This is a genomic window from Pseudophaeobacter leonis, from assembly GCF_002087335.1.
Classification (GTDB): Bacteria; Pseudomonadota; Alphaproteobacteria; order Rhodobacterales; family Rhodobacteraceae; genus Pseudophaeobacter; species Pseudophaeobacter leonis.
This window is the reverse complement of the sequence record NZ_MWVJ01000074.1, coordinates 43,773-65,586: the sequence shown is the minus strand read 5'-3', so window position 1 is coordinate 65,586 and position 21,814 is coordinate 43,773. Positions and strand designations below refer to the sequence as shown.

Sequence of the window (21,814 nt, the reverse complement as noted above, 5' to 3'; positions counted from 1 at the left end):
TCATTCCCAATCTCAAAGTGTCACACGCGCCCGCCACAGCGGGAGCGCAAAATCGCGTCGCATCAGCTGTTGCGAATGGCCCATAGTTCCATCTTTAGTCCCGGATACTGCCCGGAGACATGCACCGCGACGCCACCAGAGGTGGTCATCTTGCGCCAATAGGGGCTTTCCGCATCCATCTCAAAATAGACCACACCCGAATGATAAGGGATCTGGCGCGGTGCCACCGGCAAGGGGCGCAGAGTAATCCCCGGCAGGGCCGAATTGACCAGTTGACGGATTTCCTCAACCGGGCCGATTTTGGCCTGTCCGGCAAAATGACGCCGTACGTCTTCGGCCGGCAGATCCGCGCTGACCGCCAGCACAAAGCCCGCAGTGCCCAGCAGTTTACGATCGGCTATCACCCCAACCGAGATGCCGTATTTGCGCTCTTCCAGTTTGATCGCAATCGCCGTCTGTTCCAGCACCGAGCTGAGATATTGCCGCAGCACCCGGATCAGGGGCGCAAAACAGCCCATCAGGTCATCATGGGTATAGGGCGGCAATTCCGGCACCTGTTTGTCAGCCGCCATAAAGCCCGACAGCTCACCGGCGAGACCGGCGCAGAGCATATAGAGACGTTCCGGGTGCAGGTTTTCGATAGTGCGCAGGTGACGGATCATTGGCAAGCTGCGGTTCACCACCGTAAGCAGCATGAAATCCGAGACATCCGCGACACCGCGCGCCGAGCCTGCCTCGGCCAGACGGCCAGACAGCGCATCCATCCTATGGGCCAGAAGACCTTCGAGCTCGCGCAGGAAATCCTGCAGCACCGAGGCCGCACGCGCATCCAGACAGGAGGGTATAAAGGCCTGATCCAGCACGATCTCTTTGTCGGCGCGCACCTCGATGATGCGGGCCACCGGGATCGCCAGAAGATCGGCCATGTCGTCAACGCCAAGGGCAAATTGCAGCCGCATCTTGCCCACATCCAGCGGCACCGGCTTGCGCTCGGTGCTGGTAACGTCCGTCACCTCCTGGCTGGAGGGCCGCAGCCGGCTGGCAGAGCGCTCGGCGCCACTAAGATCCACCTCGATGGCGCCCTGACGCCGCTGTGGCACCGTGAGATAGACAACGCAGTCCTTGATCGTTGTCGGCACCTCCAGTGCGGGAGGGTGCGGGTCCGCCATTGGCACCCGGAAAATGCAGCCATCCTGGGTCAGCCCCTCGCAGGATTTGAGGGCAAACTGGCCGATCTTGAGCGCTTCGTGGTCGATCTCAAGACCATTGACCCCCCAGGCATAAGGGCCAAGACGACGCGCGAGACCTGTCACCAGGCCTTCGGTATAGCGATCTGATTGCTGGAAATGATGCGGCTGTAGAAATAGCCCCTCAGTCCAAAGCACCTTGCTGTCCCAGGACACCTGGTTCTCCCCATATTTGTCCACGTAAAACGGTGTGGATCAATCCTTTAATTTGTCCAACTGGGCCTTGTAGGCCCGCGCAAATTCGCGACTGAACAAGTCATGAAAATCATTTTCGGCCTGATCCGAAATTTCGGAAAACAGCCGCTCATAGACGTCCCAATACCGCGCTTTCTTACCGCGCAGAAGGCCACTCAGGCCACCTTTATCTTCAATCTGCTCTTCCAGCACCTTGGGATCGAGCCGGGCCAAAACCCCCTTTAGCGCCGCCTCCATGCCGGTCACCATGGCAACCTCATGCGCCTTGATATCCTTCAGCGCTTCCTCAACAGCGGTTTCAGGGCTGAGGTAGCCTTTGGTCGCGGGTTTCAGCATGGCCTCAATCGCCTGCTCCGGCGTGATCGAAAACTTCAGCGGGTTATTGCCCCCGGCGGAAATCATCGTCTGCTCAATGCGAAATTCAGATTTGATCGAGGTCCGGGTCATCAGAATTTCCCGCAGCCCCGTCACCAAGGCCTGCAAGACACGTCCCATGCGCCCCATGGATTTTTCGGGATCTTCCGAACCCCCAGAGCATCCTCCTCAACCCCAAGACCGCGCAGAAATGACGCCACCGCGCCAGAGGAAGCCTCGCTCAAAACAGCAGGCGTCACATCCGCCTGCGCGGGCTGCACAGCTGCGGCTGTTGCAACAGCCGGAATTTCCGTAACAGGACTCTCTGGCGCCGGTGCATCAGCCATCGCACTATCAGCAAAAGGCGTGGCGGCAGGGTCAGGGGTCGGCGCTGCGGCCGGGCTGACAACAGGTTCAGGCACTACTGGCTGCGGCATAACGGGCTGTGGTGCCGGATCAGGGATGGCTGCCACAGGGGGGAGAGGCGTTGGGCTCACTGGGGCAGCGGGGGCCGCAGGGACCGGAGCCTCGCCGATGCCGGACAAAAAGTCATCGTCCCAGTCATCGGGGATCACACTGGACTGCGCACTGGGAGCCGAAAAGCTATCCGCCGCCGACGGCGAATGGCTTGGAAGGCTGGCGCCGGTGCCTTCACGGCCATCGCTGGGCCTTTGAAAGAACGGGTCCTCTTCTTCGCCCAGAGGCGGCAAAAGATCATCTATCGGGTCAACCGGGTTGAGCTGCGCCGGCCCTGTCGGGCTGGACGCCCCCAGCAGATCGTCGAGAAAATCACCCGCCGGGCCTGCGTCATCCAACAGGGCCATAGGGTCCGGCGCATTACCCGCCACCCCGTGCGAAACAGGTATATCCGCAAGCGGGTCCGGAATGGCTGCCGCGCTCAGGCTGTCGCGGATCTCCACCAACAGCTCATAGTTGCCAACGCAAAGCACATCGCCATTGTTGAGCGGCGTTGGCGTGCGCCCAAGCGGAATTTTTGAATAGTTCAGAAAGGTCCCGTTAGAGCTGAGATCAACCACCAGCACATTGCCATTGTGATCCTCGATAGCGCAGTGATTGCGCGACAGCAGCTGATCCGGGTCAGGCAGCACCATATCATTGCTATCACCGCGCCCGATGGTCAGGCTTGGGCCATGCATCGCGACAGGTGCCGCATTTCCCGGCATGGCGCCTGAGTTCTGAAACTTTAGTGTCACCGCCATAGATCGCTTACCCTCCGACCAGAACGGTGAATTCACCCTTGACGATCATGCCGCCACAGGCCGCATTATCCATAATCCGCGCCGCAGGCAGTTTATTGATCAGTACCGTTGCAGAGCCCTTGATGATGGGATGCGGCGGGGCCGCCGTGCACATATCGCTCAACCTTGCGGCTGGCAGTTTCCCCACCAGAACCGTGACCGCGCAGGGCGGCAGAATGGGTGTCGGCACCGGCAAGGCCGGCGGCGGCGGGATCGAGGGCAGCATACACAGGCATGCAAATCCGATAGACGCGCCTGGGGCATTCCCATCTCAGACCTCCTTGTCACTATCTGTGTCAGAAACATCCGCTTTCGCAGGGCCCTGACCATTCCCACCCCGCGCAATATCAAGCGCGCGTGCGACCAAAACGCGGCCGTGTTCTTCAAACTTATCAGACAATTGGCTCAATGCTACCATATTCATGGCAAAGGTCGCCGCTTCTGACGCGCCCGCAGGGGCCGGATACTGGTTGAGATCCCCAGGCCCCAAAGTTCCTGGCGCGTAAAGCACCGAAAGGGCGCAGTTTACAGTGTCATCATCCACATAGGCGTGATCGAGGGTCAGGCGCGCCGCATCCCGGTTTTCTTCACTGGGATCGCGCACCCAGGCCTCTGAGCGCACCAGCGAGGCAGGATCCTTGTCCGAGCGCGGCCCGATATAGTCGCGCGCCGCCATGCAGGCCCACCAGACCCGCTCACGCGGGGGCAACAAGACCCCCAAAAGCCGCAACAGATCAACCAGCGCTTCCTTTTCATAGAGTTCTTGCAACACCACACCGGCGGGCGCCGAGGGCGGTGCTGTGAGCTGAGTTTTCAACAACACATTGGCGCGCGACAGCACCTTGGCGATGGGATCAACGGGAAGCTTGACCAGGTTTTCAAAATTTTCGGACATAGTTCCCACCTAGTTGATCATCGTCAGGCCGCCTTTAAGGGTCAGCATAGCCTCCCCTTTGACGGTCGTCATTGGTGCCTTGGCCTCAACCATGGCGCTGCCTTCGACTTTGATCATCGGCCCCTTGATGGTCACGCCGGAATTGTCGATTTTCACCGAGGACGCACCCACCTGTAGCAGGATCTCCTGACCCGCAGTCATCTTTACCTTGCCTGCCGTGACATCCACCGTCAAATTTCCCAGACTGACGGTCTCCTTGTGGTTTCCTTTTGCAATTGTCTCGGTCAGGTTTCCAGTGTCCACATCCAGGGTCATATTGCCGGTTTCAATGGTCTCAGCCTTGTCGCCGGTTTCAACCACCTCGGTGCGATCACCGCTTTTGACGACCTCATCCATATTTTGCTTGATGGTCAGCGCGTAACTTTTCTCGTCAGCGCCGCTCACCTCGGTGTCAGGCGCATCCAGCCCCACAGTGATTGCCGAGCGATCCTTGATCAGCATCTGGTGGTCCTTTTCGGCCTGGACCCGCATCAGCTCTTCGCCCTTTTTGTCGTCAAACATCAGCTCGTTATAGCCGCCACCGCCTTTGGAGGAGTTGGTCTTGATGCCCAGCTGTGTCTGATCATCAGGGTAGGTATAGGGCGGCATTGTATCGGCATTGTAGAGCATTCCGGTGCAAATCGGGCGATCCGGGTTGCCATCCTCAAACTGCACCACAACCTCCTGACCGATGCGCGGCACTGCCACCATGCCCCAGTTTTTGCCGGACCAGGGCGTGACCACCCGGACAAAACAAGAGGATTTCTCATCGGCTTTGCCCTCACGGTCCCAGTGGAACTCGATCTTGATACGGCCATATTTATCCGTGAGGATTTCCTCGCCGCTGGGCCCCACAACTGTGGCGGTTTGCAACCCCGGAACCTCAGGCCATCTGGTCGTCAGAGGCGCGCGGAATTGCTCCAGCTTCTCAATGGCCCCAAAGGTCCAGGCATAGGCGTCGCCCTTGATTTCCTCGGGGAACTCCATGTTGCGAGGTTTGATGTCGTGGCGCATCTCACCGTCTTCAGCGGCCGCAGTGGTGCGGCTTTCGCGTTCATTATAGTCCCCGGCAACCTGCAGATAGTGAATCGCATCCACCACCAGATACTCCGCATTCGCAGGCTTATCCGGGTGGTTTTTGAGCTGAAAGGTATAGCCCGTGCCCAAAGTACGCAAACTGCCGGCACCGCGCCATTTCTTGTGACGCACGGCCTCGGCTTCCATCTGGATCCGGGCGCGTTTGTTGCCGAGGCCAGTGTCCTTGCGGTAGTGGCCCTGATAGTCATAGCGCTCAAAATCCTTGTGGCTGTGACTGCCCTTGGGGATGGCATTCTTGACCTGCAAATCTGCCGCCGGAGACAAAAAGTCAAAATCACTCAGGGTCACCTTGCCACTGGTCAGCACCTCTTCATGTGCCAATTCCGAGATATGATCTTCGCGGCGCCGATCGCGGTCATCGCGCGCATAAAAATTGACCTGAGAAGAGCCGTTCACCGGCGAATGCCCACTCATACCATCACAAAGCACCAGCTTCTCAGCTGCGGTTTTGTCGCTGGAGCTGTCAAAGTAGAAATAGATCCCTTCTTCCTCCATCAGGCGGCAGATGAAATCATAATCGCTTTCGCGATCCTGCAGACAATACTCGCGCGCGTCGTAGCTCTCGCTCAACCGTTTGCGATAGTCACTAAAGCCGTTTTCGCTGAAAATCTGCAGGATGATATCAACCGCCGAGAGTTCCTGAAACACCCGGCTATCCGTGGTGCGCGTCAGCAGCCAAAACCACGGCCGGACCTCTGCCACATAGAGACCATAGCCGTCGCGAAAGCCCATGTTCTCAACCGAGGTGCACAGACCGGAAAATTTCTGATCGGTGCCATCCTGCGTTTGAACATGCAGGTTCATCGTCTGACCAACGATATCCTCCAGTTTGACGGCTTTGTTCTTGGACTGAAATTCCACTGTGGTCTCGGTGAGCTTGCTCAGCCCTTCGCGCACAATAGCCTTTTTCAGCAAGAGATCCCGCACCGAATAGCTGCCGGACATCCAGACCATGTCACTGTCATGTGCTTTGCTCTCAACCATGGATCCCCCTTTCCCCAACCGGGACCGGGTCTAAATATGGGCGAAACCTCGCCTCTGAAAATTCAAATGCCATCATCACAAATCCGCCAATAAGGCCGCCAGATCAGCGTCCATCTCATCGTCGTCGCCAGCCTCTTGTGCGTCATCATCGCCAAATCCGGCCAACAGATCATCCAGATCGCTCAGCCCATCATCCGTGTCCCCCAGCCCCTCAAGGTCAAGATCGTCAAGCCCCAGGTCATCAAGTCCGAGATCATCAAGGCCCAAATCATCAAGATCCGGTTCAGCCGCCGGGTCTGCGACCGCTGTCTGCTCCGACGTGGCAGCAGGGGCTGCAATCCCGGCCTTTTCACGCGGATCCGCAGGCGAGGGTTTTGGCGCAGGCGCCCCTGTCCAGGGACCCAGAACCTCGCAGCCTGCAACCGATGAAAACGAGGTCAGGCGCAGCTCGTCGCGGCCCTTTACCGCGCTCAGGGCCATGACCCCACGGGCGTTGGCCATCGCGATCTTGTCCAGATCAATATTACGCTCGGTACAGGGCAAGGCAACCTGGTCGCCAAACCTGTCGATCACCGTATGAAAGGGCATATCCCCCAGCGACATGATTGATCCCAGCTGCATCGACGCGCCGTTTTCCTTGAACGAGCGCGCCAAAAGGATTGTCACCAGCACCGCAGGATTTCCCCAGAGCATGCCTTTCAGCCCCTCTTTTTGCGAGAACTCCTCAAAATCAAAGGCATCAACGGGGTCACTTTTTGCGCCATAAGGACGGCGCAGCAAAAAGCGGGGGCTGGCCAGCGCCAAATGGGCGGCCTCAGGCATGCCTTGCAGGGTGTCCCAGGCCGAGGCGACCAGCGGAGGCCGGTCCTTTTTGTCAGTCTTGAGGAACTCTGGCGACAGGCTGGTAAAGAAGGGTGCATCCACATGCGCCGCCACCCGGGCGATACGCCCCAGCAGTTCGGCATGTGGCGGCGTTTCTTCAAAAGAATAGAGCCCAACAAGGGCAGAATAGCCACCCCGGCCCATTTCCGGATCCATCGGAGCCTCAGTCAGCAGTCGGGTCAGGCCGGATTTCGCAAGGTCATCCTGAGAGGCCAGATCCGCTGCCAGCTCTTCGGCAGAGACATCATACAGCACCACCTCAAGACTGTCGTCCACCTCGACCGAGCGGGCGATCAGATCCAGGGACCGCCACTGCGCCTCAATGGATGGGAACTCGGGGTGGTGCAGCACCAGGCGCAGGGCATCCGTGAGGGCAGCGTCCACCGCCTCTGGCATAGCCGCCACATCCGGGTTCGGCAGGGCGCGAATATGCGGCCCGACGATACGGGCCAACAGCTCTTCAATTGGTGAGGCCTGACGCAGCGCATTTTCCCGGTCGCCAATCAAGTGCTGAAAGGCGCTGAGCCGCCGGTCTGCGGGCACCGCATTGCCTGCCGAGGACTGCTTTGGCAGACGAACTGACGTGCCGTACTGTGCCGCCCAGGCCGCAAGGCTACGGCTGGCGTGTTCAACGGTGACGCCCGATTGCAACTGCTTGCGCAGGCTCACCAGCTCCGAGAACAGCGATACATTGTCAAACAGCTCATCCGGGTGCAGGTCGTCAAATTCCGAGAGCTTGACCGCGATACCGCCCCCCTCCTTGCCCTCGCTGTCTTTACCAATGGGCAGGATCAGCTCGCTGGCAAATCCCTCGATCACATCTTCTACCGTGTCCGGGTCCAGCAGGATTGCAGGCCGGTCGGCCAAGGCAGCGCCTGTCTCGACCAGACCACGCGCCGCGCGACCAGAGAAATCTCCAAACAGGGCAATGCGAAAGCGGCGGCGTGTCACCGATTTGCGTCAGGCCTGTCAGCACTGATGGTGCCATAGGCAAATTCAGGCTCCGCCAGCCGGGCCGCTTGGGTATCACCCGCCTGTTCTCCGCCCGTCGCCCCTGTGTCTGTGTCTGTGTCCGGGTCAAATGGGTCAGAGTCAGTGGGGTCAAGCGCCAGATTGAGATCCCCCAACAGATCATCCAGATCACCCATCCCGTCATCGGCCTCATCATCCGCATCGTCATCCGCTTCGTCACTACCAAGATCCGCCAAAAGATCGTCCAGCCCCGCCTCGGCCGCGTCGCTTTCGGCCTCAAGATCGGCACCCAGATCGCCACCCAGATCGCCAAGGAGGTCATCCAGATCCAAATCCTCTTCGGGTGCAGGCGCCGCTGTCGCCGTTCCCAGAAGGTCGTCCAGATCCTCTGCGCTCCCCGACGGATCATCCGCGCCAGATTCATCCAGATCGCCCAGATCAGACAACAGGCTATCCAGATCCGTCTCATCCTCTAAGGGCTCTTCACTCAGCTCTAGGCTACCCAGCAAGCTCTCCAGGGCGTCTTGCCCTGATGCGTCTGCCTCTGCCACCGCTTCAGACTCTTCATCCGAATGATCCAGCCCGGCCAGGACATCATCGAGGTTGGTGTCATCGCCAGTCCCAGTCTCTGGCTCGGGCTCTGGCATGCTCAGATCATCAAGCAGCCCTTGCAAATCATCTTCAGCCTCTTCCGGGGTATCCTCGCCGTCCGGACCAAGACCCTGCAGAATTCCTGCCAGGTCGTCCTCTGCGGAGGCACCCAGATCCTCTGCACCAGAGGCCGCAGAAACCTCCGCCAAGATATCGCCGAGCTGCGGCTCTTCCTCGGCTGTCACCTCAAGCTCGCTCAGCGCGTCCAGAACATCCGCCGCGCCACCCTGCTCTTCTTCGCCGGTCTCCGGCGTCAGTGCAGCAAGGTCGCCCAACAGTTGCGACAGATCCTCGGTGGCCGCGTCTTCCTGTACCTGCCCGGTCAAAGTGTCGAGAATATCCGCTGTCGCCTCCGCTGGAGCGGGGTCATCCGCAGCTGAAGCCGCCAATGAGTCCAACACATCCGAGAGATCGTCATCAGTCCTTTCAGATGTTGCCTCCACCGCTCCGAGACCTTCGAGGATATCAGTGGTTGCCACAGTGTCCTCGGGTTCATTCACGTCCAAAGCTGCCAGCTCATCCAGAATGCTATCGCTGGCTGATCCTTCAGGCACAGCCTCACTCTGGGCCGCCTCACCCGCGCGGGCGAGATCCCCCAACACAGCTGCCGCCGCCTCGGTCGTTTCTTCCGGCGCAACCTCAACGGACCGCAAGGATGCCAAAGCCTCTGCATCCGCTTCAGTTTCAGTGTCGCTTGCCAGTGTTGCCTGAGGTGTTGCCAGCGCAGACAGGGTTGCTGCCGTCTCTGTGTCGTCCTCACGTGGCGCGACTGGCTGTTGTCTGGCGAGATCCGCCAGTGTGTCGCCCACCAGATCGGTGGCCTCATCAGCCTGTTGTGGCGCGCTGGCCGCCAGAGCTGCCAACACATCGCCACTTTTGTCTGCCTCCGCCTCAGGACGCTCAAGCGCACGCAGGGAGTCCAGGGCTGTGGCCTGATCCTGGGCAGCAGAGGCGTCGCCCTTGGCCAGAACTGACATCAGGGCCGGGTCTTGCAAAATATGTTCTATCAAGCCTTCGGCACCAGCCTTGCCATCCATATAGGCCATCAGGGTCTGCAGTTGGGTGCGGGCCTCCAGCAGCGGCCGCAATGTTTCAACCCTGGCCGCAATGGCACCGGGGCTAAAGTCCGCCATGCTTTCAAAGGTGAGATCAACCGCAAGGTTGCCCTCGCCGGTCAGGGTATTTGGCACGCTAAAGGCCGCACGTGGGGCCATTGCCTTCATGCGCTGGTCAAAACTGTCGACGTCGATTTCGAGGAATTTTCGATCTGCTACGGCGGGCTGCGGCTCTTTGCTTTTGCCTGCGAGATCGCTCATCACCCCCATGACAAAGGGCAGCTGCACCTTCTTTTCAGCCCCGTATAGTTCGACATCATATTCGATCTGCACCCGGGGCGCACGGTTGCGGCCAATGAATTTTTGCGAATTGTCAGCCATTTTCGCCTCCTTTCAAAGCACGCAGTTCCTGACGCAGCGCCTTAATTTCGTCGTGCAATTCCAGCACATGCGCATCGACAACATCGGTTTCACGGCGTACCAGATCGCGCAGTTGTTCAAACTCTGCCTCCGCCTCGGCCTCGGCTTCTGCCTCAACCGCCGACTGCATCGTGTTGACCAAAAGGCCGATAAAGAGATTGAGCACCGAAAAGGCCGTAATCACAATAAAGGGCACAAAGAAGGACCAGGCCATCGGATAGACTTCCATCACCGGCCGCACGATCCCCATGGACCAGCTCTCCAGCGTCATGATCTGGAACAGCGAATAGAGCGACCGGCCAAGAGTGCCGAACCACTCGTCAAAGGTCGGACCGTACATCAGCGTCGCCATTACCGCAAAGACATAGAAAACGATTGAGATCATCACGATCACCGCTCCCATGCCGGGCAGCGCATCCAGCAGCGCCTGCACCACCTTTCGCATCTGCGGGATGACCGAGAGCAGTCGCAGCGCGCGAATAACCCGTAAGCCGCGCAGTGCAGACAGTCCCTGCTTGTCCGGCAGCAGGCCGACGCTCACCACCAGCAGATCGAACACATTCCAGGCCGAGGAAAAAAACCGCAGCCCATAGGCAAACAGTTTTAACGCCAGTTCCATCAGAAAGATCGCCAGCACCAGCTTGTCGATAACAGCCAGCAAACCCCCGAGCTGCACCGTGACAGACTCCGAGGTGCTCAGGCCGAGGGTCACCGCATTGAAGATGATGATCCCCAGAATGGAATTGGTCACAACCGGGCGTTCGACAAAAATGCGGGCACGGTCCTGAAGGGTCGAGGAAGCTGTTTCGGCCATAAGATAAATCTACCGTTCTGCGGTGCAATGCAGGGAGCGAAGGCCGGAACAGACCGCCGCTCCCGTAAATCGGTGCCTAATCATCAAAACTGTAAGAGAACGCCCCATCCGTCACGCCAATCTCTACCTTGGCGATCTCTTGCCCCTGCATCAGGCGGCGCAGGAATTCGTTAGAGATATCAGGCAGCATCGAATTGGTGACGATGGCATCAATCATGCGGCCGCCGCTTTCCAGCTCCTGGCACTGCTCGACAATCTTGTCGACCACCGCATCGGTATAGGAGAAGGGCACGCTGTGCGCCTCTTCCACCCGCTTTTTTATCCGGCCCAGCTGCAGCCTGGTGATTTTGCCGATCATATCGGGGCTGAGCGGGAAATAAGGGATTGTGACCAGACGCCCCAAAAGCGCCGCCGGGAAGATCTTGAGCAATGGGTCGCGCAGCGCCTTGGCAATGCCTTCGGGCGCGGGCATCAGGTCCGGGTCGGCGCACATATCCATGATCATGTCGGAGCCGGCATTCGACGTCAGCAGGATCAGGGTGTTTTTGAAATCAATCTCCCGTCCCTCGCCGTCCTCCATCACGCCTTTGTCAAAGACCTGAAAAAAGACCTCGTGCACATCCGGGTGGGCCTTTTCGACCTCATCCAGCAGCACCACGGAATAGGGTTTGCGCCGGACGGCCTCGGTCAGAACGCCGCCCTCCCCGTAGCCAACATAGCCCGGAGGCGCGCCTTTCAGCGAGCTGACGGTATGGGCCTCCTGGTATTCCGACATATTGATGGTGATCACGTTCTGCTCGCCACCATACAAGACCTCGGCCAGCGCCAGCGCGGTTTCGGTTTTGCCGACCCCGGAGGTGCCCGCAAGCATAAAGACACCGATGGGTTTGTTGGGATTGTCGAGCCCGGCGCGGCTGGTCTGGATACGCTTTGAGATCATCTTCATCGCGTGATCCTGACCAATCACCCGTTTGGCCAGGTGGCCCTCAAGATTCAGGATGGTGTCGAGCTCATCCTTGACCATGCGGCCGACCGGAATGCCGGTCCAGTCGCCCACCACCGATGCAATCGCCTGATGGTCGACAATGGGCAGGATCAGCGCACTATCGCCCTGCAAGACCTCAAGTTCGGCGTTTTTATCCTGCAACTGTTGCATCAGGGCGGCGCGTTCTTCTGCCGAAAGCGGGCTTTCGACAGCGCCCTCGGCTCCGGTCTCTCCAGCATCAGCCGAGGCGTCAACGGGCGCGGCCCCCTCCCGGAGTTTGGCGCGCAGGTCGAGGATCTCCTGTACAACCAGTTTTTCCTTATCCCAGCGCTCTGTCAGCCCGGCAAGCCGCGTCTCTTCAGCCTCCTTGGCCAGGGTTACCGCCTCACGACGATCCCCGACATCGTAGCCTGCAGTCTCGTCCCGGCCGATGATCTGCAACTCGGTCGTAAGAGCCTCTATCCGGCGCTGACTGTCATCTACCTCAGCCGGAACCGCGTGTTGGCTGACCGCCACGCGCGCACAAGCGGTGTCCAGCAGACTGACGGATTTATCCGGCAGTTGCCGCGCCGGGATATAGCGGGCCGACAGGCTGACGGCCGCCTCGATCCCTTCGTCCAGCACCTGCACCCGATGGTGCGCCTCCAGCATCGAGGCAATGCCCCGCATCATCAGAATCGCCTTTGGCACCGAAGGCTCGTCAATCTTGACCACCTGAAAGCGCCGGGTCAGAGCCGGGTCTTTTTCGATGTATTTCTTGTATTCCGCCCAGGTGGTGGCACCAATGGTGCGCAGGGTGCCGCGCGCCAGCGCAGGTTTCAAAAGGTTGGCCGCATCCCCTGTGCCCGCAGCCCCGCCCGCACCCACCAGGGTGTGCGTCTCATCAATGAACATCACGATGGGCTCGGCGCTGGCCTGCACCTCGTCGATGACCTGGCGCAGGCGGTTTTCAAACTCGCCCTTCATCGAGGCCCCGGCCTGCAACAGACCAATGTCCAACACCAGAAGCCGCACATTTTGCAAGGCAGGTGGCACGTCTCCACGGGCAATCCGCAGCGCAAAGCCTTCGACCACCGCCGTCTTGCCGACGCCCGCTTCACCGGTGAGGATGGGGTTGTTCTGTCGCCGCCGCATCAGGATATCAACGATCTGGCGGATCTCTTCGTCACGGCCCACAATCGGGTCGATCTCACCATTGCGCGCCTGCTCAGTCAAATCGGTGCAAAACTGCTCCAGGGCTTCGCCTTTGCCCATGGCGCCCGGGGCCATGGCACCCGATGCCTCGCCCGGCTCAGCACCGCCGCCGCTGACGCTGCTGCCATCCTGTGCCGACATTGCCGCCTCGGGAGAGCCATCGGTGGCTGCTGCAAAATTATCCGCCAGATCATCGGCGCCAATCCGGGCCAGCTCAGGGGACATTGAGGCAAGGATATTGCGCAGAGCCGGCGTCTTCAGCATGCCCAGCAGCAGATAGCCGCTGCGCACCTGATTGGCGGAATACAGCAGCGAGCCCCAGACCCAGCCGCGCTCCATCGCGTCCATCAAATGATCGCTCAGATCTGAGATCGCAGAAGCGCCGCGCGGCAGCATATCCAGAGCGCGCGTCATTTCGCTGGCGATCTTGCCCGTGTCGAGATCGTAATGCGCGATGATGCGATGCAGATCACTGTCCTGCTGCGCCAGCAACTGATGCATCCAGTGAACCAGCTCGACATAGGGATTGCCGCGCATCTTGCAAAACACGGTGGCCCCTTCGACGGCCTGATAGCCCAGTTTGTTGAGCTTGCCAAATAGCGCTACGCGGCTGATCTCGGTCATGTCACTTCGCTCCCTAATGTCATTTTTTAAGTCCCCGAGCTCAGGCCGGGGTACAGATACAAATCATCAACATCCGCTTGGTCCGCGTCCGGGTCCGGGCGGCTGCGGATCCAGCTGGTATGGCCAAGGCGGGTCATGCCCCCCAGGCTCGCCCTTGGGACCGCATCGCCCGCCAGAACCAGGTTCACATCCCAATCAAGGAAATCGCCCACATAGCTGCGCACAACCGAGCGCAGACGATCCAGCGCCGCCCCGCCCGGCAACAGACGCTCGTACTCTTGTAGCGACAAAGGCCCGATACGCAGACGGAATTTGGCAGAGCGGCTCCAGACCTTTTCGCCCACGCTTGTGGTATGGCCTAGCCCGCCCCGTCCCAACCCGCCTTGTCCAGACTGACCCCGGCCCAGCTGCCAGCGATCATCCGGCTCCAGCTGCAGCCAGCTGCCAACGAACTCTTCCAGATGTACCGGCACCCGAAAGAAGTCTGACAGCATGGCCACAAGCCCGGCAGGCGTCTTGGTACCCTGGCCCAGAATGCCGGCAAAATGCAGCTTGGCCAGATCCGGCATCTCATCCCGGTCGCGCAGCCCTTTGCCGTGATACCCCGCCAGGGCGGCGGCCCTGTCGGCAATGGGATCCTCTTCGCGGTCAAAACTCACCGCCGGGGCGCCTTCGGTCCAGGCGCGATAGAGCAGCGACATCATCCGGTGCGTCAGCATATCGGCAAAGCCCACCAAGGTGGGGTCGCGGTGGTTACGTTTGCGGTCGCGGGCGTATTCGGTCAGATGCAGCGGCAGCGGGCCTTGTGGGCCAAACAACCCAAAGAACCGATTGGTGAGCCGCGCAGGCCCTTCTTTGGTTGCCGGGGTGAAATCCGCAATGGTTGAGGGCGGAAACGCCAGCTCAGCCTCTTGGCCCAGTCGCAAAGGATCCTGGCGCGGCCGGCGGCTTTCACCGAGGCGCGGATAGTCAGAATAATGCGCCTCCAATACCCGCATCGCCTGAAAAACATGGTGTTCTTCAGGAGCTTCGACCAACCGGTCAAAGAGACTCAGATCATCCGTCCCAGACCCTTTTGTGGTCGCCATCTGGCGATTTCTCCCCGTTTTTCGGTTGTCAGAACGTTTCCGTAAATGAGTTGATGCTGGCGTAGCCGTGGAAAAACCGTTCCAGAACCGCTCCCAGCGCGTAGATATTGCTGCCTTCAAAAAAGCTCTCGTCAAAGCCGATGGAAATTTCCATGCCGCGCACCGCCGTTGACAGGATCTCATCGCTCATCCGGCGCACGATGGGCCGACTGCTGACTGAAACGATGCCTTCCAGCTGTTTTTCCGTGACCCGATTGCCCAGGGGCGCGTAAAGCCCGACCAGCTCGCGCAGGGCTTCGGCGGCCTGGCCGCGCGTGCTGTCGGCAATCGACACGTAGTTGAGGCTGAGGTGGGAAATCAGCCGCCAGGCAGTGTCGCCCTGCCCCAACGAGGGATGTGGCCGTGTCGGAGAGATCGCAAGGCTGATCCGTTTCACCGGCCCGCCTTCGGGAAGATGAAAGACGTTCTCATTGCCCGTCGCCAGCAGCAGCGGCAAATCGCGGTTGGTGCACAGGGCCTGCACCGCCAGTTGTTCCAGATCCGCGCCATAGGGAGCCTGTCCACGATCCACCAGGGTCAGATAGACCTCAGAGCCCAGATAGGACGAGCGCACCCCGCGCAGGCGTTCCTTTTCAGAGCGTTCCCGCATGCGGCGCTTCAGCGTATAATAAGCGGGATGGCTTTCTCCGGCGGCAGTGAAATCATCGGCCGAATAAAACGGGCGGAACTCGACATCGTCGGCCCCCTCGCCGCTGATGCCGGTCACTTTCTTGAGCGCGTAGATCTCAAAGTCGAGGCCAGCTGTGCGGTTGGGAATGACCTGATGTTCGGTATCGCGCGTGGTCAGGCGCACCCTGTCGCAGCGCTTTTCGAACAGGTTGACCGCAGGAATTGTATTGAGCTGGAAAACCTCGGGCATCACCACAGGTGCCACCTCGCGCATGCCTTCGCGCAGAGGGATATAAAGATCCACCTCAGCGCCCGCCGCCTGCTGCAATGCCGGGCGCAGGCCCTGCAGCTCAACAAAGCGAAACCGCTCGGGCATGGCAAAGAATTCCTGCAACAGGCGATAGCCGTCAAACACCCGCGCGGGCACCGGCAGCAATGCCTCTTCGCGCGAAAAGCCCTTTTGCACCACACGCCCCTCGGGCAGCGGCAGATGCCAGTCGGCACGCCGATCGGTGGAGCGCGCAACAATGCCCTGCACCTGAGTGCACAGCAGCTCCAGCAGGGGCCAACTGTTGCCCGCCGCATTGCCGAGATAGATCTGCAGGCGGTCCATATCGAGATCCCGCAGCGCCTCGCCATCAGTGCGTTTCAGGCGCAGGCGAATACCGGCGCGGGCCTCATAGCCCGCAGCAACACCAGCCGCGACCAGATCGCCGCGCCCGTCGATATATTGCGCCTCGCTGATTTCAAGCGGCCAAAGGGTGAGATCCGCTGCGGTGCGAAACTCGCAGGGGTTCTGCTCGCCCTCATTCAGGCGCGAGCGCAACACAGAGCCCCGTGGCATCAGATAGCCGCTTTTCACCGCAGAATTGCTTGGGTCCGGCTCAAACGACGCAATCATCATCGAGGGCGTTGGCGCCAGATAATGCGGGTAGATAATTTCCAGCAGGTTGGAGGTGAAATTTGGATATTGCAGCTCCAGCTCAAGCTGCACCCGCGCCGACAGAAAGGCCACGCCTTCCAGCAGACGTTCCACATAGGGGTCAAGAACCTCGACCCCCTCCATCCCCAGTCGCGAGGCGATCTTTGGGTAGGCGGCGGCAAATTCCGCACCCATATCGCGCAGGTAATTCAGCTCGGTTTCATAGTGGCCCAGCAGACGGGTATCCATTCAGATGCCCCTTTCCATCTTGACCTCACCGGTGGTCACATCAACCTTGCTGCGCAGATAGAGCTCAAGCGGCATGGGTTGTGCCCACATGTCAGCGCGAATATCCAGGCCAATGGTCATGCCCGTCACCTCAACATCGCCAATCAACTGCACATCCACAGTGCCCTCAATGATGCGCGGCTCAAAGCTGGTCACCGCCTGCTCGATAGACCGCCGGATCTTTTCAGCCTTTTCAGTCGTGGAATACTCGCCCGTCACCTCGCTCAGCCCGTAGTTCAGCACCGAGGCCGCCGCAGAAGGATAACGATCAGCGTCAATCATCTGCCCGGCGTTGTGCGTGTTCAGCAGCCAGGACAGGTCCCGCTGTATGATCTCGCGCAAGCGGTTCAGGTCAATCACCCGACTGTCGCGGCTCTCCTTGCGATTCGACGGCTCATCGTCGGTCAGCCTGTCCAACAGCGAAGGCTGCAGCCGCTCGGCGAGCATCTTGTCAGACATCGATGTCGCCTTCGGCATCAATCTGCAACAGTCGGATATCCATCAGCGGATAGTCCTGCTCACCGATGGTCAAAAGCCGCTGGCCAAGCCCCGTATAGGCGCCGTCTCCGGCGTCCTGCCAAAGGGTCGTGCGCGCCAGTTTTGCCGCCGCATCTGCGGCTTCGCTGCCCGGATAGCGCGTCGGAATCAGCACCGCCAATGCGCCTTCATTTGCCAGCGTCAGGGTGCCTGCCATCCAGACCGTGTCGCGCAAATCGCTCGGCTCGTCGATTTCAAGCTTTTGGATCTGGGCAAAGGGCAGCCAGAAATAGCGCCCGTTCAGGATCACCTCCAGCACCGGACCCAGACGCATATCCGCATCCGCGATCCAGTCAAACCGTGTCCCGTCGATGCTGCCCGCACTGGTAGGAGCAGCTGCATAGGCCGCCTCCCGCAACTCTGCCGCCTGCGACGCATGCCCCCGCGCCAATAGTTTTTGCGCTTCGATCAGCTGCGCCAGCCAGACCTCCGGCTCGCCCAAAATCAAAGGGTCTTTTTCACCCTTGAAAACCTTTTCGCGATACACCTCACAGAGGATGGCCTCGCGGTAGGCCTGCGCCATGATCATGGCCGCCGGATCCAGTTCAGCACTGAGCCGCAGCTGCGCCACCGCGCGTTTCCAGTCGCCCAGAACACAGAGCAGCTGAAACAGGAAAATCCGCAGTTTTGCATTGGACGGATCCGCTCGCACCTTCTCCTGCAGGGCCAACAGAGCCTCACTCGGGTCACCGGCCCGCAGATGCTCTTCAGGGGTCACAGGGCTCATGGTCAAAACTCCGCCGTCTAAACAGGAAAATCAAAAGAAACCCCGGGCGTGCAACACGCCCGGGGAAGTGCAAATCAATACTCGAATTTGCCGGTTTGAACGTTCCATTGGAACACAACCGGATTTTCCAGTTTACCAGACTTCTGGTTGGTCGATTTGTAGGTATGCTCAATCGCCACATAGGCCAGCGACCAGGTCTCTTCCGGAATGCCATCTTCACTGGCAGAGATCGAATAGCTGTCGATCACCACATCCTTGAGCTTCCATTCGGAATAGGCCAGCAGACCCTCGGCCTGGGCATCGCCAGAGCGGCACCAGTGCATGATGATTTCAGGACGAACCGTGCCGTTTGCCACCGATTTGGCAAGGTTGTTGGATGCTTTGCCCATCTGCGAGGTCAACTCGATCTTGCCGAAGTTGGAATTCGCATGCATCCGTTGCGATGATCCGAGATCGGTCATTTCAACGGCACGTTCCACATTCCAGTTGGCAGACTGAATCACAATCCAGTTCTTGTGCTTATCTTCCGTGGCATCACCGGCGATGTCCGAAATCTCCACAAACATATTTGCAGCCATTTGCTATCCTTTCAAACGTAACTGATTTACAAAAATTGAGGCCAGAGTGGTTCGTCAGCCTCCTTTTTCCGAGGGCAGTTTCGACACCAATCTGAGAGAGACCGACAGGCCTTCAAGCTGATAGTGCGGGCGCAGGAAGAATTTTGAGCTGTAATAACCCGGGTTGCCCTCGACCTCTTCGACTACCACTTCGGCAGCCGCCAGAGGTTTGCGCGCCTTTTCGTTTTCCGATGAAATATCGGCATTAAAATCAACATAATTGTTGATCCAGTTTTGCAGCCAGGACTCCATATCATGACGGCTTTTGAATGACCCAACCTTGTCGCGCACCATGCATTTCAGATAATGCGCAAAGCGGCAGGTGGCAAAAAGGTAAGGCAAACGCGCGCCAAGATTGGCATTGGCGGTTGCATCCGGGTCGTCGTATTCTGTGGGCTTGTGCAGGGACTGCGCCCCCATGAAGGTTGCCACATCAGTGTTCTTGCGGTGCAGCAGCGGCATCATGCCGTTCTTGGCAAGCTCCGCCTCGCGCCGGTCGTCGATGGCAATCTCGGTGGGGCATTTCTGATCCACGCCGCCATCCGTGGTCGGGAAGGTATGCGACGGCAGCTCTTCCAGGGTGCCGCCGCTTTCGACGCCGCGAATACGCGAGCACCAGCCATAGGATTTAAACGACCGGGTGATATTGGTCGCCATGCCATAGGCCGCATTGATCCAGGCATATTTCTCGCTATCGGCGCCCGAAGTGTCCTCTTCAAAGGCAAACTCATCCCCCGGATCCGTCTTGGAGCCATAGGGCATACGGCCCAGGAACCGTGGCATGGCAAGGCCGACGTATTTGGAATCTTCGCTTTCACGCAGGCTGCGCCAGGCGGCATATTCCGGGGTCTGAAAGATCTTGGTCAGATCGCGTGGATTTGACAGCTCCGACCAGCTGTCCATCTGAAACAGCGAGGGCTTGGCGCCGGTGATCAGCGGCGCATGTGCCGCCGCGGCGATCTTTGACATCTCGCCCAGCAGTTCAATATCCGGCGGCGAATGATCGAAATGGAAGTCGGCCACCAGCGAGCCATAGGGCTCCCCGCCCAGCTGGCTGAATTCTTCAGTATAGAGCTTTTTGAAGATCGGGGACTGGTCCCAGGCGGTGCCTTTGAATTTCTTCAAGGTCTTGCCGAGTTCCTTTTTGGTGATCGGGATCACCCGGATCTTCAGCATCTCGTCGGTTTCGGTATTGTTGACCAGATAGTGCAGACCGCGCCAGGCGCTTTCGAGCTGCTGGAATTCTTCATTGTGCAGGATCAGGTTGACCTGCTCGGTCAGCTTTTTGTCGATCTCGGCCACGATGCTTTCGATCGACCGCAGCGCGTCATCCGAAATAAGCCCGGTATTGGCCAGCGCCTGTTCCGCCAGGGTTTTAACCGCGCTTTCGACGGCCGTCTTGGCCTGATCCGATTTGGGCCGGAATTCCTTTTGCAGCAAGCTTGCAAATTCAGTGGAACCAAAGGCGGCTTCTGCCGGGGCGGCTTCGGTTTGGAGTTCTTGGTCTGCCATCGTGTACCTCCTTATTCCGTATCACCACCGGCGTCGCCGCCGGGTTTGGGCTGGGCCGCAAGGGTCTTGAGCAGGCTGGGATCCTGCATGATCTTCGAGATCAGATCCTCGGCCCCGGTCTTGCCGTCCATATAGGTCATCAGATTGCTGAGCTGGCTGCGGGCATCCAGCGGGGCGCGCAGCGGTTCAACCTTGGCCGCGATGGCAGCAGGTTTGAAATCATCCATGCTCTCAAAGGTAATCTCCACCGCCATATTGCCCTCGCCTGTCAGCGTGTTGGGCACGGTAAAGGCGGCGCGCGGCGCCATGGATTTCATCCGGCTGTCAAAATTGTCGACATCGATTTCAAGAAACTTCCGGTCCGCAACGGCAGGCTGCTCAACCTCGGATTTGCCGGTCAGATCCGCCAGAACCCCCATAACAAAGGGAAGCTGAACCTTCTTCTCAGCGCCATATAGCTCCACATCATACTCGATCTGAACCCGCGGTGCCCGATTGCGGGCAATGAACTTTTGTGAACTTCCAGCCATCTAGCTCTCCTTAAAATCGTATTTCAACCTGCCTTGAAAATCCGCCCACAGGGCAGACAGTCACAGGTCAAGATCCCTGCCCCTAGTCGTCGTCCTCCAGGCCGCCGATCAGCTGCACATTTTCCAGACCACGGGGCGCCATGTCATTGACGATGGTGAGAAAGTCAGCCCCCACCAGACGCTTGGCCCGCTCCAGCAAAAGCGGCAACGGACTGGAGGGTTCTTCGCGTTGATAATAGGCGATGATGCGATCCAGGGTATTGGTCACATCGGCAAGCGAATTGATCGCGCCCGGAGCCGCAGCGCGGCGGGCGCCCGCAGGCGCTGCACTCTCGGCCTCTGCCTCCATCGCGGCAGCAGGGTCCTCAGCGGGCTCAGCTGACGCCTCGCCCAGGTTGCCATAGTCCCGCAACCGCTTGCTCATTTGACGCAACAGTTTGATCAGCGGATCCAGCTCGGGCCCCTGCCCCGGCGTCTGCGCGTCAAACACCGCCGAAATTGCCCGGACATTCTCGGTCGCAAGCTCGGCAGCCGCCAGACGTGCGGCAACCCCGTCGCTGTCACTATCCTGAAAGGCCGCGCCAATGGTGTCGCTGTCCGGGACGGTATCCATGCGCTCGGGCGCCGCCATAAGCCCCTCGGCGATATCAATATCACGCAGCGAAAAACGGCCAAAGCCACGGCTGTCCCTCAAAGGGCTGCGCAGGAGCGAGCGATAGACCGGCGAAGGCCCCCCCATGCCATCCGGCTGGCCGCACAGATCCTGCACCGCATTGATGCGCATGGTCGGGTCACCATCATCCTCATCCAGTTCGGGATGGCAGCTCTCCCAGAACTGCTCAAGACAGCCCCGGATATAGCTCGTGACCTCAGCAAATCCCGCAAGGCCTTCGCGCTGCAAGACAGCATCCGTCAGAAAAACAGCCGCCCGCAGATCATGGCTGCGCTCCAGCACCTCAAGCGCTTTTTCCTCTACAGTATTGTAATCCGGGTCGGTGGCCTCAATGCGCTCATCACCCACAACGCTTTCTTCGCCGGGCTGAGCCGCAAGCCGCATCTCGGTAAAGGCCGGGTCATACTCGAGGTCATCGCCACTGGGCGAGCCCTCTCCTTTGGACTGTAAAAAGACAGCCAGATCCATGCAGTAGAGCCCCCCAAATAACAGGCTTAGCGCGTACCGGGAATGCCGCAATCCTACCTGTGCAGGTTATACAGCGGGCCCTGTCGCGCCACTTTGTAAACAATAACTTGACGTA

General features: G+C 59.3%; 16 protein-coding genes and 2 pseudogenes. All 18 read right to left on the bottom strand.

The window, feature by feature from the left end; translation table 11 throughout:
• Positions 1–62: 62 nt before the first annotated feature.
• The 18 genes and pseudogenes from tssK to tssA all read right to left on the bottom strand — a co-directional run bounded on the left by tssK (position 63) and on the right by tssA (position 21,699).
• A complete protein-coding gene (tssK, locus tag B4968_RS16040) occupies positions 63–1,403 on the bottom strand; it encodes a type VI secretion system baseplate subunit TssK (protein ID WP_083100520.1) in 1,341 nt (446 codons plus the stop codon).
• A 39-nt stretch (positions 1,404–1,442) separates the two neighbouring features.
• Positions 1,443–1,937, bottom strand: coding sequence for a type VI secretion system-associated FHA domain protein TagH (gene tagH / locus B4968_RS25830; protein ID WP_338153291.1), 495 nt, complete (start codon positions 1,935–1,937; stop codon positions 1,443–1,445).
• A complete protein-coding gene (locus B4968_RS16035) occupies positions 1,910–3,016 on the bottom strand; it encodes a type VI secretion system-associated FHA domain protein (protein WP_338153290.1) in 1,107 nt (368 codons plus the stop codon). Before B4968_RS16035 ends, tagH begins: the two co-directional genes overlap by 28 nt.
• A 7-nt stretch (positions 3,017–3,023) precedes the next feature.
• Positions 3,024–3,281, bottom strand: coding sequence for a PAAR domain-containing protein (locus tag B4968_RS16030; RefSeq protein WP_083100459.1), 258 nt, complete (start codon positions 3,279–3,281; stop codon positions 3,024–3,026).
• A 45-nt stretch (positions 3,282–3,326) separates the two neighbouring features.
• Positions 3,327–3,950, bottom strand: coding sequence for a DUF6931 family protein (locus B4968_RS16025; RefSeq protein ID WP_083100458.1), 624 nt, complete (start codon positions 3,948–3,950; stop codon positions 3,327–3,329).
• Between the two features lie 9 nt (positions 3,951–3,959).
• Positions 3,960–6,071 carry a type VI secretion system Vgr family protein gene (locus B4968_RS16020; protein ID WP_083100457.1) on the bottom strand — a complete coding sequence of 704 codons (2,112 nt, stop codon included), beginning with the start codon at positions 6,069–6,071 and terminating at the stop codon, positions 3,960–3,962.
• Positions 6,072–6,146: 75 nt separating this feature from the next.
• Positions 6,147–7,904 (bottom strand): type VI secretion system contractile sheath domain-containing protein, encoded by a 1,758-nt coding sequence (locus tag B4968_RS23185; RefSeq protein ID WP_139792869.1) that lies wholly within the window; start codon positions 7,902–7,904, stop codon positions 6,147–6,149.
• A gap of 1,634 nt (positions 7,905–9,538) precedes the next feature.
• Positions 9,539–10,012, bottom strand: a pseudogene (tssB, locus tag B4968_RS23180) (type VI secretion system contractile sheath small subunit); the annotation flags it as partial.
• On the bottom strand, positions 10,005–10,865 hold the full coding sequence (locus tag B4968_RS16010) for an ion transporter (protein WP_083100455.1): 861 nt from the start codon (positions 10,863–10,865) through the stop codon (positions 10,005–10,007). The gene B4968_RS16010 and the pseudogene tssB (B4968_RS23180), both read right to left, overlap by 8 nt.
• Positions 10,866–10,941: 76 nt before the next feature.
• Entirely contained in the window at positions 10,942–13,668 is a 2,727-nt protein-coding gene (gene tssH, locus B4968_RS16005) for a type VI secretion system ATPase TssH (RefSeq protein WP_083100454.1), read from the bottom strand.
• 26 nt (positions 13,669–13,694) lie between these two features.
• Positions 13,695–14,756 (bottom strand): type VI secretion system baseplate subunit TssG, encoded by a 1,062-nt coding sequence (gene tssG / locus B4968_RS16000; RefSeq protein WP_083100451.1) that lies wholly within the window; start codon positions 14,754–14,756, stop codon positions 13,695–13,697.
• Positions 14,720–16,596 (bottom strand): annotated as a pseudogene (gene tssF, locus B4968_RS15995) (type VI secretion system baseplate subunit TssF). The gene tssG and the pseudogene tssF overlap by 37 nt, the downstream one beginning before the upstream one ends.
• Positions 16,597–17,094 (bottom strand): type VI secretion system baseplate subunit TssE, encoded by a 498-nt coding sequence (gene tssE / locus B4968_RS15990; protein WP_083100450.1) that lies wholly within the window; start codon positions 17,092–17,094, stop codon positions 16,597–16,599.
• Complete coding sequence (locus B4968_RS15985; RefSeq protein WP_083100519.1) at positions 17,087–17,890, bottom strand: type VI secretion system accessory protein TagJ; 804 nt, start codon at positions 17,888–17,890, stop codon at positions 17,087–17,089. Before B4968_RS15985 ends, tssE begins: the two co-directional genes overlap by 8 nt.
• A gap of 83 nt (positions 17,891–17,973) precedes the next feature.
• Complete coding sequence (locus B4968_RS15980; protein WP_083100449.1) at positions 17,974–18,477, bottom strand: Hcp family type VI secretion system effector; 504 nt, start codon at positions 18,475–18,477, stop codon at positions 17,974–17,976.
• Positions 18,478–18,531: 54 nt separating this feature from the next.
• Positions 18,532–20,028: a type VI secretion system contractile sheath large subunit gene (tssC, locus tag B4968_RS15975; RefSeq protein WP_083100448.1), complete on the bottom strand. Its 1,497-nt coding sequence runs from the start codon at positions 20,026–20,028 to the stop codon at positions 18,532–18,534.
• An 11-nt stretch (positions 20,029–20,039) separates the two neighbouring features.
• Positions 20,040–20,558 (bottom strand): type VI secretion system contractile sheath small subunit, encoded by a 519-nt coding sequence (tssB, locus tag B4968_RS15970; protein ID WP_083100447.1) that lies wholly within the window; start codon positions 20,556–20,558, stop codon positions 20,040–20,042.
• A gap of 82 nt (positions 20,559–20,640) precedes the next feature.
• A complete protein-coding gene (gene tssA, locus B4968_RS15965; RefSeq protein ID WP_083100446.1) occupies positions 20,641–21,699 on the bottom strand; it encodes a type VI secretion system protein TssA in 1,059 nt (352 codons plus the stop codon).
• Positions 21,700–21,814 lie beyond the last annotated feature (115 nt).

Bases quoted from the DNA above. Each gene is read 5' to 3' on its own strand.
- B4968_RS16025 (WP_083100458.1), bottom strand. From the start codon at position 3,950: ATGTCCGAAAATTTTGAAAACCTGGTCAAGCTTCCCGTTGATCCCATC.
- tssC (WP_083100448.1), bottom strand. From the start codon at position 20,028: ATGGCAGACCAAGAACTCCAAACCGAAGCCGCCCCGGCAGAAGCCGCC.
- B4968_RS16030 (WP_083100459.1), bottom strand. From the start codon at position 3,281: ATGCTGCCCTCGATCCCGCCGCCGCCGGCCTTGCCGGTGCCGACACCC.
- tssG (WP_083100451.1), bottom strand. From the start codon at position 14,756: ATGGCGACCACAAAAGGGTCTGGGACGGATGATCTGAGTCTCTTTGAC.
- tssE (WP_083100450.1), bottom strand. From the start codon at position 17,094: ATGTCTGACAAGATGCTCGCCGAGCGGCTGCAGCCTTCGCTGTTGGAC.
- tagH (WP_338153291.1), bottom strand. From the start codon at position 1,937: ATGGGACGTGTCTTGCAGGCCTTGGTGACGGGGCTGCGGGAAATTCTG.
- B4968_RS15980 (WP_083100449.1), bottom strand. From the start codon at position 18,477: ATGGCTGCAAATATGTTTGTGGAGATTTCGGACATCGCCGGTGATGCC.
- tssH (WP_083100454.1), bottom strand. From the start codon at position 13,668: ATGACCGAGATCAGCCGCGTAGCGCTATTTGGCAAGCTCAACAAACTG.
- B4968_RS16035 (WP_338153290.1), bottom strand. From the start codon at position 3,016: ATGGCGGTGACACTAAAGTTTCAGAACTCAGGCGCCATGCCGGGAAAT.
- B4968_RS16020 (WP_083100457.1), bottom strand. From the start codon at position 6,071: ATGGTTGAGAGCAAAGCACATGACAGTGACATGGTCTGGATGTCCGGC.
- B4968_RS16010 (WP_083100455.1), bottom strand. From the start codon at position 10,865: ATGGCCGAAACAGCTTCCTCGACCCTTCAGGACCGTGCCCGCATTTTT.
- tssB (WP_083100447.1), bottom strand. From the start codon at position 20,558: ATGGCTGGAAGTTCACAAAAGTTCATTGCCCGCAATCGGGCACCGCGG.
- tssA (WP_083100446.1), bottom strand. From the start codon at position 21,699: ATGGATCTGGCTGTCTTTTTACAGTCCAAAGGAGAGGGCTCGCCCAGT.